Source organism: Alphaproteobacteria bacterium (assembly GCA_004295055.1).
In the GTDB taxonomy this organism is placed as follows: Bacteria; Pseudomonadota; Alphaproteobacteria; order SHNJ01; family SHNJ01; genus SHNJ01.
This window is the reverse complement of record SHNJ01000031.1, coordinates 171475-187242: the sequence shown is the minus strand read 5'-3', so window position 1 is coordinate 187242 and position 15768 is coordinate 171475. Positions and strand designations below refer to the sequence as shown.

Here is a 15768-nt window from a genome sequence, read left to right as displayed (position 1 = left end):
GCTTGTCTTTTACTCCTTTATTTAGAAACTTATTTTACCGTCTACTGTCTACCGCCTGCCGTCTACTACTTCGGTAATGGAGCCGAAGGTTCGGAATTATTTTCCTTTGGCGCGGTTGCTGGCGCTTCTTGTGTGGTCGAATTTTGAATTTGATCGGCGAACGATCCGCCATTGGTGTGCGAGCTAGACAGTAATGCCAAAATGATCGAGGTCGCAAAAAACGCGATGCCCAAATATTTGGTGGTACGGGTCAGGAAATTGGCCGAACCGCGCGCGTTCATCAAACCGCCCATGCCGCCGCCACCCATGCCGAGCGCGCCGCCTTCACTGCGTTGCAACATAATAAAGCCGATCAAAAATACCGTAATCAATAAATGAATGACCAAAATAACCGTTGTCATAAGCTGCCTCTTTTTATTGTAATTTCTAAAATCCAAACAAAAAACCCATGGGCAAAACTGACCATGGGCTTGGTGGTCAGGATTTTTTACCTGAAACGCCCCCAGAAATCCAGCAAAAAATTTCGGCTTATCCTATTCCTGTGCAAGGATAATTTTGCCGGGAAACCCCTTTAAAATACTATTGTATACTGTATTCTTTAGGAATATAATTGAAAGCTTTTGGAAAATAGCGAGGGATACACATGACTATAAGATTCTTGACCAACGATGGTATGCCTGCAAAAGATTTGTCCAAAGCCAGTGGTAGATTGGTAGAAACATTTGATCCTAGCAATAAAATGGGCCGCGCGGAAAGAGCACGCGCCATGGTCACAGCAGGCATAGCAGTCACCAACAGCTGGTGCCCGATTTTAAAACAATGGAAATGCAGCGGCACGAATAATCCAATCATCATATTAACCTGCCAAAGCGTGGGAGACATCTCCCAACTTTTCCTTCCGGATTTGGGCAAAGAAAATATTGTACGCATGGCTGCGGTAGGAATTAAATATGTCCAGGCTCCTTTGGTCCAACTTAGACAAGATGATTTTGTAGAAGTACGTTTATGTAGAGGACCCACAACCACTACGACACAATTATTTCATGTGCATTATCCCCGGCCTAGACCGGTTCATTATAGCGCTCCCGCGCCTCTTTGGGTTCAGCGCCGCAGCGCAGGCGTCCCAGATTCCGAAGTTAAAACACGTCTTTTATTCCCCCGCAACAGACGGGATCTAGCCGAATATTTAGTCGGAGCAAACGGTGATTTAACGCGGGTTCGTTAAGCGGCCTGATAAATCGCGGTAAATTCATCCGCCTTTAAACTGGCGCCGCCGACCAAAACCCCATCGACACCCGGCGCCGATAAAATTTCTTTCGCATTCGACGCTTTGACCGAGCCGCCGTATAAAATAGCAATGGCTTGACCACCCTGTCCCAAGATAGACGTTAATTCTTTTTTGATGTGCGCATGCGCGGTGACAATATCATCGCCGGTCGCATTTAATCCCGTACCAATCGCCCACACCGGTTCATAAGCGACAATTAATTTCTTCGAATCAATGCCGGCAATCAAGCAACCTTTTAATTGGGTACTGAGAATCGCCATGGTTTTTCCGGCTTCGCGTTGATCCTTGGTTTCGCCAATACACAATACAACATTCAAACCCGATTTTTGTCCGGCGACTATTTTTTGGGCAATCAAGGAATCGGCTTCTTGATGATATTGCCGGCGCTCGCTATGCCCTACGATGACATATTCGCATCCGGCATCGTGCAACATGGTTGCGGAAATATCGCCGGTAAATGCCCCGGATTCTTTGTCCGAACAATCCTGGCCGCCCAATCCCAATTTCGAATCGTGCCTGGCCAGAAAATCGTGTGTCACCGGCAAATACGGAAACGGCGGGCAAATCACCATTTTTGCCTGAACATTGGTATTGGCTGCCAAAAACTGATGCAGATCCAGGGATAATTTCCAAGCCATATCCTTGGATCCATTCATTTTCCAATTGCCGATAATGTATTTCATGGGTTTCTATTATAAGGTTTCAGGGATTTCGTTATATTCGGACGAATATTATATAGCCTAAAACTATCGGGGCCGGTACCCCAAACCTTATCAAATCACTTGATTTTATGATTCTAACGCTTTATCCGTATCGGTTCTAAACTGTAATAATAAGAGGTAAGCGGTATGTTACAATTTTTGCGCAGCAAAGCGAGCTCGATTGTCGTCAAGGCATTATTCGTCGTTTTGATTCTAAGCTTTGCGATCTGGGGTATCGGCGATATTTTTCGCGGACGGGGCAGCGACACCACCATCGCCCGTGTCGAAGAAAACAATCTAAGCCCGGAACAACTGCGCAGCATGGTCGACCGTTACTTCCAAGCTTACAAGCAAATGACCAATTCCGGCATTGCCGACAATCCTCAAATACGCGCGGCCGTTGCGCAAAGCAATATTCAGCAATGGATTACCGAAAAATTATTCATCGAGGAAGCCACATCCATGGGCTTGGCTGTTTCTGACGAAGCGTTAAAAAGGCAAATCGCCCAAGACCGTTCCTTCGAAGACGAAACCACCCACAAATTTTCAGCGCAAAAATTCCGCACAATTTTACAGGCTAACGGCTGGACCGAATCGCAATATTTAGCCATGTTGCGCCGCCGCGCCGTAACCAGCCAATTGGGCTATGCCTTGGCGGACAACATCTATTTGCCCGAAGCTTTGCACAAAGCGATGTTCCAGTTCGATAATGAAACCCGCGATATGGCCTTGGCCGATATTCCTTATGCCAAATACGGGCAATTTGCCAAATTGCTGGGCAAAGACAAAATCGGCCAGCCTAGCGATACCGATCTAAACCAATTTATCGAAGCCAATAAGGAAGATTTCTCCACCCCTGAATACCGTAAATTATCGGTGTTGGTGCTGAATCCGGAAAATATCGCCAAAGATATCAAAATCAGCGAGGAAGAATTAAAGCAGGCTTATGAATCGCATAAGTCCGAATATGACTTGCCGGAATTCCGTACATTGCGCCAAGCATTGTTCACATCCAAAGAAAACGCGGACAAAGCCTATGCAGCGATTACCAAAGATAAAAAGTCGCTTGAAACAGCCGCAAAAGCGAACAATGGCAACACCATAGATCTTGGATCGATGCGCCGCCAGGATTTGCCAACCGAATTGCAAGGCCCGGCGTTTGACGCCAAGCAAGGCCAAGCCGCCGCGCCAGTGCAAACCAAATTGGGCTGGCATATCGTAGTGACCGAAAAAATCACCCCAGCAAAAACCAAAAGCTTTGCCGAAGTGAAATCGGAACTGGCGCAGAAATTGGCGTTGGAGCAATCGTCCGAACGCCTATATAAGCTATCGGATACTTTGCAGGATGAAATCGCCGGCGGCGCCAGCTTTGCCGAAATTTCTAAAAAAATTCCGGCCGAAATCGTAACCGTTTCATCGATCGACCGCGAAGGCCGCGATGCCCAAGGCAAAATCAACAATTTCGTGACCAAGAAAAACTTTTCGAAATTGCTGACCGTTGCGTTCAGCACCGACGCCGGTAAAAACAGCGGCCTGACCGAAGCGGATGAAGGCGGATTTTACGTTGTTCATGTCGATGAAGTCACCCCATCGCGCCTGAAAGCTTTGACCGAAGTGCGGGAGAAAGCATTGAAATCCTGGCAAGCCCAAGACATGGAAAAAACCGGGCAGGAAATTTACGTGAAATTGTCGGATCAATTCCGCAACGGCAAAACATTGAACGATATTGCCAAAGCCTATGGATTGTCCACACGCGAAATTAAAGGCGCCACCCGCACCGGTTCCGTAGGCGACAAGGCGGCAAAAGCGATTTTTGCCGTCGATAAAAGTCAATTGGCGCGTGTGCCAAGCCAAAACGGCCTGACCATTGCCCAGTTAACCGCCGTACATCCGACGAAAGAAAAGATGGAAGGCGAGATGGCTTTGGCCATGCAATTGAAAAAAGAATTATCGCAGGATATTTCCGATCAGTTGCAATCCGCTTTGCGTCAACGGTTTACCGTTCACGTGAACGAAAAGGCTTTGGAAACGTTATACTAAGCCGCGCTTGGATTTAGCGCATAAGCACGGCAATTATTTGCCGGATAGTTTGTAACATGAGCATATTGGATCAAATTGCCAGTCTTTTACGCGCCGATACGTCAGCGCGCGATGCCGATTGGTATAAACAATTTGAATCCGCCATCCTTGGCTTGCCCGTGCAAAAACCAAATCCATTGCAGCCGGAATTGATTACCGGGCCAGATGGATTGCAATATCTGCCAATTCGCAGCCCGGCCGCGATGCCAGATGCCGATTTCAAATCGATTCTGCCGGATTTGGTGGAAATTGGATGCGGCGTGGTATTCGATTTCGGCCAAAGCCATTATGTTCTGCATTACGGCGATGTCTGGTCGCTGCATGAATATGGATTTTTCTTTAAACCGCGCGGTGCCGGAGATGCCGAGCAAATCGGCACCGACGCCGATCAAAAATTAAGTCTGTTCAAAGTGCCCAACAGCGCGCGGATAATGATCGGCTGTCCCAGCGATCATTACCTACCCCATTATGTAAAGAAGAACATTGCCGGCCGTCTGAATCAGTTGGGCGTGCAAACGCCGGGCGTCGCGTCGGTCTATATCCGGGATATGAGCCCACGGCAAAACCTGGTATTTTCGTTAAAACAGCGCGATTTTGCCGCGCCGCAAGATTTCCAGAATGTGATGAATTACCTAGCCTGGAGCCTGCCAAAACATTATGGATTATTGTGGAATGAGTTAGAGGATGACAAACGCCCCTATCTCGTCGGCGACGCCGATTTTTACCCCCTAGTCTAAATTGAAATAAAATTAGTGTTTCTTTTTTAGTGAACGTTCGTTATGTTCACGGCCATAGTATTTTCATGAGGAGGACATTATGGCGTTAAAAACTTTGGCTGAACTAAATTTGATTACCAATATGGCCGGCGAATTGGATATTGCCACCAAAATTTCGGATGAAGCAATTATTCGCTCGGTTGTGGAAGCCATGCGATTAAGTCCTATCGAACGCTGGGTAGTGTTTGATAATGTGTTCCGTACCGCAGATCAAATTGGGACCGAAGCCGTCGCCATTCCTCCGGAACCGGTACCATCGCCGGAACCTGCCGCACAAACAGAACCTGTGGCACAAGCCGATACTGCTGCTACTGCGGAAGCAGCTACCCCTGAATCGGCTACCACTGAAACAGCGGCTCCTGAAGCAACTACTCCTGAAACACCGGCAACGCTGACTGCCCCTGCCCCATTGAATGATGCCGGCAAAAAAGCGCTTTCTGCAATGGTTGCATTTCTTATTGCTCCAAATTTGGTAAGACAAGTGAGAGAATTAAAAGGCGCTGAGGTGGCAGGAGAGCTTGCCGCTGCCATCGTTACAGATTGGCGTGCCAAAGCCGAAGTGATTAAAAAAGGAACTACGCCAAAAGAAGGCGCAACCGCCCCCGATAGAATTCGCAAAAGAATGGGCGAGTTAAGAACGATTCTATTAAAAAATGAATTGAATAACTGGACCGGAATTCATGCCTTGGTGGCTTTGCTTCGTTTGCCAAGACAAGATGGAAAACCGCATCTGTATAAAGACGACCCAGCGGCAATTATCACCGTCAGCAACGGCATTTTAGGAATTATGCAGAATGCCGAGGCGAGCGTATACGGACCTTTGCGCCAAGCAAAAGATACGGTTGATCGCGCCAAGGACGCCGTTACTCTTGCCGCCAAAGCAAAAGGCGACCAAGCCGCCGCAAACCTAGAAGCCAAAAGAAGCGAATTGACGTCTGCGGAACAAGCCGAAGAAGCATTGCAAAAGCGCCTTAAACCAACGACAGATTTGCTGGAAACTGTGGCTACAATCGCCAAGACTGCCGCAGAAGGCCTTATCAAGCAATTTGGCGGATCAGGCAAAGTACCGGGTGAAGTATTTAGCGAGTTTCAACTGGGTTTAGCCTGGCAATCGATTGGACAAAAAGCGCAAGAAAGAAAACTGAAAGCTGAAAAAGCAGCATTGGCTGCTGCTGCGAAAACGGCGGCACCAGCGGCAGGAAACGGCGCAACTGCTGCCGATGGATCGACTCCGGTTGCGGCCCCAGCCTCTGGAAATAGAGTTAGATTCGATCTGGTAAAAATTCTTACCTTCGGCTTGGCCGGCGGCAAAGGACCAAAAACTAAAGTTGGTAAATAATTACTGCATTCTTAAAACAAAAACCCGCTGTGTACAAACAGCGGGTTTTTTTACTAGGCGTCATTCTCAATTCAAAAGATCCTTCGACTTCGCTGCGCTACGCTCAGGATGACAAACGCCCCTATCTCGTCGGCGACGCCGATTTTTATCCGTTGACAAGTTAAAAAAGAAAAATCTAAGCGGCGGCGCGGCCACCGGTATAGACCAATCCGCGCGCAACGGCGAGCGTCAATGCGGCGTTTGTGATCCCCGCGCCGTTTTGCGGCGTTACACCATCCGCCGCCGGGCGAATATTTTGTACACCTGTGCTGACCGCAATACTTGCGATTTCCCTGGCATTATAATTTTTGGCGACAAACATGCGTACCTGGCCGTCGGTTGTCTGCAACCGTACATGCGCACGGCCATTAGGATTTTGCGAATCGACGCGGTCGCGCGGCGATCTTTGTTGTTGTGGCGGGTGCAAAATCACGTTGACCTTTTCGCGCCGGCCGTGCGCGGCACCGGCCAAAATCGCCAAACGCCGTTCCTCGACAAGGCGGTTGAATCTTACGGTCGCTTCGGCGTCATTGACGCTTTCAAGCTCCCTTTTCCTGCGCTGGGCGTCACGAAGCGCTTCATCATGAGTTTTGCCGATTCCGCGAACAGGGCCATAACGTGTTTCCAGCGTTACCATTACTCGGCCATAAGCTACGCCCTTAGCTTGAACTTTACCATTTAAGCCTTTGGGATTATATGATTTTTCAAGCAATACGGCCATTGAAGAATCCTTTAGAAAGAGAAAATATCCCCATCAGTATATGAATTTCTTGCGCCTTGTCAACAGAAAAACCAACTTATTTCGCGAGTCCCGGAATGCGGCGGCCCATGGCGAGGAATTTTTCGCGGCGGGATTTCAATAATTGATCGCCATTTTGCTGGCCCAGATAGCGCATCGCGCGGTCGATGGCGGCAGATAGATTTCCAATCGCTTCGGCCGGGGCGCGGTGCGCTGCGCCCAAAGGTTCGGCGACGATTTCATCGATTACGCCCAGCGCCAATAAATCCTGCGCGGTCATTTTCAAGGCTTCGGCGGCTTCGCGCGCTTGCGCGGCGCTGCGCCATAGAATCGACGCGCAGCCTTCGGGGCTGATCACCGAATAAACCGCGTTTTCATACATCATAATATGATTGCCGGTGGCGATCGCGATCGCGCCGCCCGATCCGCCCTCGCCGGTGACGGTTGAAATAATCGGAACTTTAATGGTCAGACCCATTTCAATACAACGCGCAATAGCCTCGGCCTGGCCGCGTTCCTCGGCATCGATGCCGGGATAAGCGCCTGGCGTATCGACCAATGTAATCACTGGCAGACCAAATTGATCCGCCATTTGCATCAGGCGGATTGCCTTGCGGTATCCTTCGGGTTTAGGCATGCCGAAATTATGCGCCAAACGCGATTGCGTGTCCGAACCGCGTTCCTGGCCCATTACCACAACCGCCTGCCCTTTGAACCGGCCAAGCCCGCCCATAATCGCGCGGTCTTCGGCAAAATTGCGGTCGCCAGCCAGCGGGGTGAAATCGGCAATCAAACCTTTTACATAATCTTTGAATCTTGGCCGGTCGGGATGGCGCGCCACTTGCACTTTTTGCCAGGGCGATAAATTGGTATAGACCGCGCGCAATACACGTTGCGTTTTGCGATCGATCCGCGCCATTTCTTCGGCCAAATTGCGGCTGCCATCGTCTGGCAGGCGTTTCAATTCTTCGGCCTTGGCGTGCAATTCGGATAAAGGTTTTTCAAAATCTAAGAAACTAGCCATGCGGGGGAGTGTATAATGCGGAATACCGGGTGTATAGAGGATTTTTATTATTTTTTAGCGGCCATTTTAGCCATGGGATGATAATTTTTAACCGTTTGTTGTAATCTATTGCTAACCACGTGCGTATAAATCTGGGTCGTTGAAATATCGGAATGACCCAGCATTTGTTGCAAAGCGCGCAAATCCGCGCCGCCTTCCAGCAAATGCGTTGCAAAGGCGTGGCGCACACGGTGCGGCGAAATTTTGCTGGGCGACAGGCCAGCGGCAACCGCCAATTCCTTTAATAGTTGCGCAAAACGTTGCCGGGTTAAATATCCGGTGGTCGAACGCGATGGAAATAAATGTGGGCTGGTAACATCCTTGGGTAAAAACACCGCGCGGATTTTTAAATATTCGGCAATGGCTTGTTGTGCCGCTGGCGTTAATGGCACCACGCGTTCTTTGTTGCCTTTGCCGCGCACCAATACATAATTTTGTCCGCGTACCACGGCGGATAATGGCAAACTGACCAATTCCGACACGCGCAGGCCGGCGGCGTACAGAATTTCCAGTAAACAGACCAACCGCTTGCCTTCTTCCGTTTTGTCGGCAAAGGCTGCGGACAATAAATTTTGAATCTCCTGCTCTCCCAAATATTTTGGCAATTGTTTCGGCAATTTGGGCGAGGAAATGGTTTGCATAGGATTCTGCGCGACGCGTTTTTCCGCAAGCAGAAATTTATAAAATTGGCGCAGGCAGCTTAGTTTGCGAGCCGACGATCTTGCGTTAATTTGCGACTTCTTATCCATCGCCACGCCATATTGTTCGACATCGCGCGCCGATAGGGTGCGAAAGTTTTTATTTTGGTTGGCAAGATAAGTAAAAAAACTTTCGAGGTCGGTGCGGTATGCAGTCAGCGTATTCGCGCTAACGCCCCTTTCCACCGTTAACATTTCCAGAAAATTTTCGGCATCGGGCACAAGCTCGTTACGCGCTTTTTTCGGGCGACCCGGCTTGGACTTTTGCTTAGTTTTTCTGGATTTTGCCGCCGCGCCTGACATGATTATAAACCGCTGGCCACAAGCGATTCCAAGACAAGATTACGCGCTTCTTCCTGTAAACCCAGATGGTTCAGGGATTCCACCGATTCAGCGACATTCTGAGCAGCGATATCCGCCAGATTATTCTGGCCTAACATGTAAATAACATAGGCTACCGATTCTGCCCGGCTATTGGCTTGCGCCGCCTGTTGCAACAAAATGCTGGCGCCTGGCGTTGCGGCCTTGTGCGTTGTTAATTTCAACATATCGGCGCTGAATCCTTTGGGCAGCGTATCCCGCGTCCAAATATTATCGCTCTCGCCTAATGCATTCAAATGCAAGGCCAGCATGCCCAAATATTCTTCCAATTTGCGCGGTGCGGATAATATTGTCCGCGCTATCCACTTTTCTTGCAATATTTTCGACTGTCCGTCCGACAAATGCAGAACACGAATATAGGGCCAGGCCTTAGCCGCGGTCGATTCATCCGATGTAGCAATTTCAAACCAGGCACGCGCCAATTTCGGTTCACCAAGCAAAATCAGCAAACGCCCCGCCGTTGGAGCAAACCAGATATAGTCGGTCGAAGGGATCAGCGATTTCAACCAATCCGCATGGGCCAGCGCCAACAAACGCCGTTCCTGAATTGCATCTAAATCTTCGTAAGAATCGTTGATCGCCGTGGCGCGTTGCACTGGATCGGCAATCGCATGAATATACAGCCAATTCGACCCGCGCCGCTGCGCATCGGATATTTTTGAATCTTCTTTACGAAGCAAAGCTTTTCCAGCCTTGCCATTCGACTCCAATTGGCTGTAAATGCCTGTCAATTTATTGGTATCGATTACGCCATGCAGCGCCAGTTTTTCCGCCAGCGCCGATTTTTTCTGCCATAGAATATTATCGTTCGATAACAATAACATCTGGGCGGCGACATCAATAGTGTCAACACCATCGGTATTTACAATCAAATCGGCATCGTTAACGATCAGCCAATGCAGCGTCGATAAATCTTTGGCTTTTACTTTTACATCGCGCGCATTGCTTTCAGCGGCGACCAACAGCTTATGCAGAATAGGATCGTCATTTTCGTATTTTTCCTGCCACAAATCATGCATTAGTTTGGCGACATCTTGCTTGCCAGAAACCATGGCGCAGTATATTTGCGCTTTTTGCCAGAACCGGTCAGGATTGTCCTGGCGCGAAAACTTGTCAACGCGCTCGCATCCGCCTTTGGTCTGGCCTAAAATCAATTGCAATAAAGCATAATTTTTTGCCAAATTTCCAGCAACCACATTGCCCGGCATAGTGGCCACCAAGTTCCCGTATTGTTGCCATTGGCCCATATTCCATAATTTCACCAAACGCTGGTCGATCAATAATTGATCGCCCAATTCCATAGATGAATCTTTTCTAGGTTGTTCCGCGGCGGTTAGCAATAAACGTATGGCTAAATTACGAATGGACGGAGATTCAATATCGGTTGGCAAACCGCTGACCAACCTGATGGCCAGACCGTGCGGCGTGTTTTGCCACATATTCGATCCCAGCGTTATTCCGCGATCGGATATGCCGGCAGAATCCAAAGCAATACCGGGCAATTCCTGACTGCTGACAATTACAGTACCAATAGCTGCAGAAGCGGTCGGCTCCACATTTAGAATGGGGCTGGATTCCAATGTTTGCTCGGATACTTCTTTGCCGTTCTTAGATTGGCTGATCAGTTCTTGCGTCTGCTCATTCTGTTTTTGGCGTTCGGCCTTGTTATAATTGTCCCCCTTGGTTGCCGATTCTTCCGCAACAGCGGCATGGCCGAATAACAGAGCCAGCCATAATACAAACGCAAAACGCAGCTTCATGTTAAAATCCGAATTGTTTACGATCCAAGGTTTGTTCCACCGGCGATTGCGGCGGCGATGCGGTGGCGCCGGCATATAAAATCGCCCCCACACAAACGACTGCTGCCAATACAATAACCAACCATAATTTTCCGATACCGCCCATTCACTCTCTCCAACTATTGCTATGCTGTTACAATCTGTAAAATATCCAATATTTTAAACCACTTACAGCAATTGCACTTGCTGTAAATTCGTGTAATGTAAGTCACCAATCTAAAACAACGCCTAATAATGGCAAGAGTTTGTTGAAGACCGACCCAATCACCTGTTGATGAATAAAGGCCGATGTAACCCATTCATTGTAACGCTTTCACCCGCTTTGGCTTAATCGCCGAAAAGCCTGTTTATTGACTTATAAATCTGGATAATTATGCAACTCCCAACTGGCACTGACGACGCAATAACTCAATTGGAACAATCGCAAATATGGTGGACCATTATATGGGTTTTCATCCTTACGATTTTATCGGCGTTTTTTGCAGGATCGGAAACAGCCTTAACCGGCGCCTCACGGTCAAAAATGCATACTCTAGCCAAAAGCGGCGATTGGCGCGCTAAGATCGTTGTCAAGATTCGTCACGACAGCGAGAATTTGATCGCAACTATTTTGTTGGTCAATACTTTACTGAACATCCTCGCCTCTTCTCTGACCACTAGTTTATTTTTAAATATGTTCGGCCATCATGGCGTTTTATACGCCACTATCGTGATGACGGCGTTGATTTTAATTTTTGCCGAAGTCTTGCCAAAAACAATCGCCATCAATAATGCCGATTGGTCATCGCTTACGGTGGCGGCGCCAATGCGATTTTTTATGCTGATATTCTCGCCCATCACAGCCGTTGTGCGTTGGGTAGTGAAAAAATCGCTGATAATCCTGCATATCAAGGCTTCGACTGGCCTTGGCCATGCGCTTGGGGACGAGGAATTGCGTGGCGCGATCGATTTGCACGGCCATACTGGCGAAGAAGCGCGTGATCGCAGCGTCATGTTGCGCAGCATTCTGGATTTAGCCGATATCGATGTTTCCGAAATTATGACTCATCGTAAAAATACGGTTATGGTCAATGCCGATCAAACCAGTTCGGAAATTGTCGACGAAGTCATGAACAGCAATTTCAGCCGCGTTGCGATATGGAAAGATTCTCCCGATAATATTGTCGGCATTTTGCACGCCAAACAATTGCTTCGCGCCCTGCGTTCACACGCCAGCAATTTAGATGAAATGGATATTCTGTCCAGCGCTTCGGCGCCTTGGTTCATTCCAGAAACCACATCCTTGTTGGATCAATTGCACGCCTTCCGCGAACGCCGCGAACATTTTGCCGTGGTAGTCGATGAATATGGAACTTTTATGGGCGTAGTCACGCTGGAAGACATTTTGGAAGAAATTGTCGGCGAAGTATTCGATGAATATGACGTCAACGTTCCAGGAGTGCGTCCGCAAGCGGATGGCAGCTTGATTGTAAATGGCAGCGTCACCATTCGCGATTTAAACCGTGAATTCGATTGGCATTTGCCGGACGAAGAAGCCGTGACAGTGGCGGGACTTGTTTTGCACGAAGCAAGGCAAATTCCGGATGTCGGCCAGGTGTTCAATTTTCATAATCTACGATTTGAAATTTTACGCCGCCAGCGCAATCAAATAATATCGGTGCGCATTACCCCGCCGAAAAAAATCGCCGCCGCATCATAAAATTTTAAATAAACCGTCAAAAAATAGTCATGATTGTAGGCTAGAAGGTTTAATGCGTTTTTTTCAACTTATCCGCACTGCGAGATAGTCTGAAAAAAACAGGTGCTTTTTTATATTTTTTACGATAGAATTCGTATAACAAGTTTAATATAATATTATTTGAATAGGGCTAATAAAATGCGCAATAAAGTTACTCGCTTTACTTCTCGTTACCCAATGGTGATCAAATTGCCGACACATGCGTCGGTTACCACTGCCTCCAAGTTGATGGCGGAGCATAACGTTGGCGCAATTATGGTTATCGAGGAAGGCCGTTTGACCGGCATCTTTACTGAACGCGATTTGGTTAAACGCGTGGTTGCCATGGGATTATCCACCGATGAAACCGTCTTGGGCGAAGTGATGACCCCAAGCCCGATTACATTGAAATCGGGCGAGAGCGTTCAATTCGCGTTAGAAGTAATGACCCAAAATCATATCCGTCATTTGCCAATTGAAGAAAACGGCGAAATTATTGGCATGGTTTCCTTGCGCGATCTGTTTGCGGCCATTACCGAAGAATTGAAAGAAAACATCGACACCAAAGATGCTTTCATATTTGGTGAAGTGTACGGGGCCACATCAAAAGCGGCATAGACCGTTTTAAATTCTCTATTGGTCTTTTTTATAAGGTCACGAAAATATTCGTTGTACGATATCGCTTAATCCAACCGGCTGAGTGGGTTGTGCCAAGGTACCGCTTTGTGGTGTATAAGAAGTGGTACCATCCACTGCTTGTTTGGGGCGGAATTGCACATTGTTATTTGCCGCCGCAAACCGGAAATAGGCCAAAATAAACACGCGCACTGCCGATGTAAGACTGGTGGACCCCCTGCTAGAATCAATCAGGGTACATATGTCCTTGATGCTGCTTTTCTCTCGGTTGCAGATTTCTGCAAGAGCATCCCACATTTCCGGCTCCAACCGCATACTAGTGCGGTTACCGGCGACAACGATGTTTTTATTTATCAGCGTGCTCATATAGACTCCCCCTTACGGTACTAAAAGGATATAACATTACTACCTTAGATTGTATATATGATCAACATACAATCTGAAGTTAAATACCCTTTTATACCTATAGTTGCAAAAAAAGCTGTTAATAACTAGGGGGTGTTTGCGCCACAAATTAACTTAGCACAAAGCGCAAGAATATTACGTACAATTTTAACAGCCTATCTTCTATGATTACTATGAAAGAGTAAAAAATTTATTAAACAATGACACGAATAGATAAGGCATGAAGGCCGGTTTCAAATTCTGATTTTAAAACCCGGTAGATAGCTTGTTGGGCCTGCACGCGCGGCAAACGGCTTAACGACTCTGCCTTAATTTCAAGATTATAATGGGTTTCTCCCCCTTCCCGCCAGCCTCTATGGCCTTGATGTTTCATGGAATCATCAATCAAATTCAATAAACTGGGCTGAAAAGCCGTTTCTAATATTTGACGCATCCGGTCGGCTCTGGACATAGAAAAATCCTTGGAAAGCTTGGTTTCTCAATAGAAAAATTAATAAATCGTGATATCCTTATACTTTAAGGTTGTTTATGGACAAAAAGAAAAAAACCAGCAGTTATTTCGACCCCCCGCCGGCTCAGCACAGCCGTTTTTGCGACCACCCAGGATGTCAGGGACATGGCGAGTTTAAGGCTCCTAAGGACCGAAGCCGGCTAAATGACTATTTCTGGTTTTGTCTGGACCATGTGCGCGAATATAACCTGCAATGGGACTATTATAAGGGGTTGAAGGATTACGAAGTCGAGGAAGAACGCCGCAAAGACACGGTTTGGGATCGTCCCAGCTGGCCATTTGGATCCAAAGCACAGTATAAAAAATTCCGCGCCAGTTTTGACCGTAAATGGGCCGAGTTTTCACAAAATTTTGGTATATTTGAAGAAGATAATCAAAATTCTTCTTATTCTTCTTCAACCTCTAGCAGTCCAACGACTATGGATTACCAAACCGTCCGCGCATTAAATACATTAGGCCTGACCCCGCCCATGGATTTCGAGTCCATTAAACGGCATTACAAGGGCTTGGTGAAAAAGTTCCACCCGGACCTGCACGGCGGCGATAAAGACGCCGAAGAACGGTTTAAATCGATCAACGAGGCTTTTCAAACGGTCAAACGCGCGTTTGACAGCATATAGGGAATTTTGATGCAAATCGAATCGGCCCACCGCGCCCATATTCTGCAAATGCCGGATATCAAAATCTCGGCCAGGCAAACATTCGGCATTGATTCCGATATGCAGGTCCCGGCCTTTAGCATACCAAGCGATTATGTCCCGGCCCGCGATGAAACTTATCAGTTCGACAAAAACACCACCCTCGCCCTGCTCGCCGGGTTTGCGTTTAACCGCCGGGTTCTGATCCAAGGTTATCACGGTACCGGAAAATCCACCCATATCGAACAAGTTGCGGCACGGCTGAATTGGCCATGCGTGCGTATTAACCTGGACAGTCATATCAGCCGGTTTGATTTGCTGGGCAAAGACGCAATCGTTTTGGAAGACCGCAAGCAAGTCACCAAATTCAAAGAAGGCATTTTGCCCTGGGCGATTCAAAACCCAGTGGCTCTGGTTTTCGATGAATATGATGCCGGCCGGCCAGATGTTATGTTCGTGATTCAGCGCGTATTGGAAGCCAGCGGCAAACTGACCCTGCTGGATCAGAACAAGATTTTACAACCACATTCTTCGTTCCGTTTATTCGCCACCGCCAACACGATTGGACTTGGCGATACGACGGGGCTTTACCACGGCACGCAACAAATCAACCAGGGACAGATGGACCGTTGGAATATCGTGGCAACGCTTAATTATTTACCCGCCGACGAAGAATTGGAAATTATCGCCGCCAAAGTGCCTTCGTTTCAGAATAAAAAAGGCCGCGAAGATTTGGCCATTATGATTCAAGTAGCGCACTTAACCCGCCAAGGATTTATTGCCGGAGATATTTCCACCGTCATGTCGCCGCGCACGGTAATTAGCTGGGCGGAAAATACCGAAATTTTTAAGGATAAAAATTTCGCTTTCCGCGTCAGTTTCTATAATCGCTGCGACGATGCCGAAAAATCGGTTCTGGCCGAGTATTATCAACGTTGTTTCGGTGAAGAACTGTAATC

16 protein-coding genes are annotated in these 15768 nt (G+C 47.8%); 8 read left to right on the top strand and 8 right to left on the bottom strand.

The window, feature by feature from the left end:
• Window positions 1-65 precede the first annotated feature (65 nt).
• Window positions 66-401: a preprotein translocase subunit SecG gene (gene secG / locus EYC62_08475; protein TAH32762.1), complete on the bottom strand. Its 336-nt coding sequence runs from the start codon at window positions 399-401 to the stop codon at window positions 66-68.
• Between the two features lie 242 nt (window positions 402-643).
• Between secG and EYC62_08470 the strand changes: the two genes are divergently transcribed.
• Complete coding sequence (locus EYC62_08470; GenBank protein TAH32761.1) at window positions 644-1225, top strand: hypothetical protein; 582 nt, start codon at window positions 644-646, stop codon at window positions 1223-1225.
• Here the strand turns inward: EYC62_08470 and EYC62_08465 are convergent.
• Window positions 1222-1971, bottom strand: a complete 750-nt coding sequence (locus EYC62_08465) for a triose-phosphate isomerase (protein TAH32760.1) — start codon at window positions 1969-1971, stop codon at window positions 1222-1224. The genes EYC62_08470 and EYC62_08465 overlap by 4 nt on opposite strands.
• Window positions 1972-2136: 165 nt before the next feature.
• On the opposite strand from EYC62_08465, the gene EYC62_08460 reads away from it, so the two are divergent.
• The 3 genes from EYC62_08460 to EYC62_08450 all read left to right on the top strand — a co-directional run bounded on the left by EYC62_08460 (window position 2137) and on the right by EYC62_08450 (window position 6183).
• The gene (locus EYC62_08460; protein ID TAH32759.1) at window positions 2137-4029 is read left to right on the top strand and encodes a hypothetical protein; all 1893 of its coding nucleotides are present in this window, start codon (window positions 2137-2139) and stop codon (window positions 4027-4029) included.
• Between the two features lie 56 nt (window positions 4030-4085).
• A complete protein-coding gene (locus EYC62_08455; protein ID TAH32758.1) occupies window positions 4086-4805 on the top strand; it encodes a hypothetical protein in 720 nt (239 codons plus the stop codon).
• A 79-nt stretch (window positions 4806-4884) separates the two neighbouring features.
• On the top strand, window positions 4885-6183 hold the full coding sequence (locus tag EYC62_08450; protein TAH32757.1) for a hypothetical protein: 1299 nt from the start codon (window positions 4885-4887) through the stop codon (window positions 6181-6183).
• A 175-nt stretch (window positions 6184-6358) separates the two neighbouring features.
• Here the strand turns inward: EYC62_08450 and EYC62_08445 are convergent, their stop codons facing one another.
• The 4 genes from EYC62_08445 to EYC62_08430 all read right to left on the bottom strand — a co-directional run bounded on the left by EYC62_08445 (window position 6359) and on the right by EYC62_08430 (window position 10863).
• Window positions 6359-6943 carry a hypothetical protein gene (locus tag EYC62_08445; protein TAH32756.1) on the bottom strand — a complete coding sequence of 195 codons (585 nt, stop codon included), beginning with the start codon at window positions 6941-6943 and terminating at the stop codon, window positions 6359-6361.
• 76 nt (window positions 6944-7019) lie between these two features.
• Window positions 7020-7985 (bottom strand): acetyl-CoA carboxylase carboxyltransferase subunit alpha, encoded by a 966-nt coding sequence (locus tag EYC62_08440; GenBank protein TAH32755.1) that lies wholly within the window; start codon window positions 7983-7985, stop codon window positions 7020-7022.
• Window positions 7986-8032: 47 nt separating this feature from the next.
• On the bottom strand, window positions 8033-9025 hold the full coding sequence (gene xerD / locus EYC62_08435) for a site-specific tyrosine recombinase XerD (GenBank protein TAH32754.1): 993 nt from the start codon (window positions 9023-9025) through the stop codon (window positions 8033-8035).
• Window positions 9026-9027: 2 nt separating this feature from the next.
• Complete coding sequence (locus EYC62_08430; GenBank protein TAH32753.1) at window positions 9028-10863, bottom strand: hypothetical protein; 1836 nt, start codon at window positions 10861-10863, stop codon at window positions 9028-9030.
• Window positions 10864-11275: 412 nt separating this feature from the next.
• Between EYC62_08430 and EYC62_08425 the strand changes: the two genes are divergently transcribed.
• Both EYC62_08425 and EYC62_08420 read left to right on the top strand, forming a co-directional pair.
• Entirely contained in the window at window positions 11276-12601 is a 1326-nt protein-coding gene (locus EYC62_08425; protein ID TAH32752.1) for an HlyC/CorC family transporter, read from the top strand.
• A gap of 177 nt (window positions 12602-12778) precedes the next feature.
• Window positions 12779-13237 (top strand): CBS domain-containing protein, encoded by a 459-nt coding sequence (locus EYC62_08420; protein TAH32751.1) that lies wholly within the window; start codon window positions 12779-12781, stop codon window positions 13235-13237.
• Window positions 13238-13273: 36 nt separating this feature from the next.
• On the opposite strand, the gene EYC62_08415 is transcribed toward EYC62_08420, so the two are convergent.
• Both EYC62_08415 and EYC62_08410 read right to left on the bottom strand, forming a co-directional pair.
• Window positions 13274-13621: a hypothetical protein gene (locus tag EYC62_08415; GenBank protein ID TAH32750.1), complete on the bottom strand. Its 348-nt coding sequence runs from the start codon at window positions 13619-13621 to the stop codon at window positions 13274-13276.
• Window positions 13622-13853: 232 nt separating this feature from the next.
• On the bottom strand, window positions 13854-14111 hold the full coding sequence (locus tag EYC62_08410) for a BolA family transcriptional regulator (protein TAH32749.1): 258 nt from the start codon (window positions 14109-14111) through the stop codon (window positions 13854-13856).
• A gap of 77 nt (window positions 14112-14188) precedes the next feature.
• Here EYC62_08410 and EYC62_08405 point away from each other — a divergent pair, with 77 nt between their 5' ends.
• Window positions 14189-14791, top strand: coding sequence for a J domain-containing protein (locus EYC62_08405; protein TAH32748.1), 603 nt, complete (start codon window positions 14189-14191; stop codon window positions 14789-14791).
• Between the two features lie 9 nt (window positions 14792-14800).
• Window positions 14801-15766: an AAA family ATPase gene (locus EYC62_08400; GenBank protein TAH32747.1), complete on the top strand. Its 966-nt coding sequence runs from the start codon at window positions 14801-14803 to the stop codon at window positions 15764-15766.
• The last annotated feature ends 2 nt before the right edge of the window (window positions 15767-15768 follow it).

Coding starts and splice junctions, on each gene's coding strand:
- secG (TAH32762.1), bottom strand. CDS start 401: ATGACAACGGTTATTTTGGTCATTCATTTATTGATTACGGTATTTTTG.
- EYC62_08470 (TAH32761.1), top strand. CDS start 644: ATGACTATAAGATTCTTGACCAACGATGGTATGCCTGCAAAAGATTTG.
- EYC62_08465 (TAH32760.1), bottom strand. CDS start 1,971: ATGAAATACATTATCGGCAATTGGAAAATGAATGGATCCAAGGATATG.
- EYC62_08460 (TAH32759.1), top strand. CDS start 2,137: ATGTTACAATTTTTGCGCAGCAAAGCGAGCTCGATTGTCGTCAAGGCA.
- EYC62_08455 (TAH32758.1), top strand. CDS start 4,086: ATGAGCATATTGGATCAAATTGCCAGTCTTTTACGCGCCGATACGTCA.
- EYC62_08450 (TAH32757.1), top strand. CDS start 4,885: ATGGCGTTAAAAACTTTGGCTGAACTAAATTTGATTACCAATATGGCC.
- EYC62_08445 (TAH32756.1), bottom strand. CDS start 6,943: ATGGCCGTATTGCTTGAAAAATCATATAATCCCAAAGGCTTAAATGGT.
- EYC62_08440 (TAH32755.1), bottom strand. CDS start 7,985: ATGGCTAGTTTCTTAGATTTTGAAAAACCTTTATCCGAATTGCACGCC.
- xerD (TAH32754.1), bottom strand. CDS start 9,025: ATGTCAGGCGCGGCGGCAAAATCCAGAAAAACTAAGCAAAAGTCCAAG.
- EYC62_08430 (TAH32753.1), bottom strand. CDS start 10,863: ATGAAGCTGCGTTTTGCGTTTGTATTATGGCTGGCTCTGTTATTCGGC.
- EYC62_08425 (TAH32752.1), top strand. CDS start 11,276: ATGCAACTCCCAACTGGCACTGACGACGCAATAACTCAATTGGAACAA.
- EYC62_08420 (TAH32751.1), top strand. CDS start 12,779: ATGCGCAATAAAGTTACTCGCTTTACTTCTCGTTACCCAATGGTGATC.
- EYC62_08415 (TAH32750.1), bottom strand. CDS start 13,621: ATGAGCACGCTGATAAATAAAAACATCGTTGTCGCCGGTAACCGCACT.
- EYC62_08410 (TAH32749.1), bottom strand. CDS start 14,111: ATGTCCAGAGCCGACCGGATGCGTCAAATATTAGAAACGGCTTTTCAG.
- EYC62_08405 (TAH32748.1), top strand. CDS start 14,189: ATGGACAAAAAGAAAAAAACCAGCAGTTATTTCGACCCCCCGCCGGCT.
- EYC62_08400 (TAH32747.1), top strand. CDS start 14,801: ATGCAAATCGAATCGGCCCACCGCGCCCATATTCTGCAAATGCCGGAT.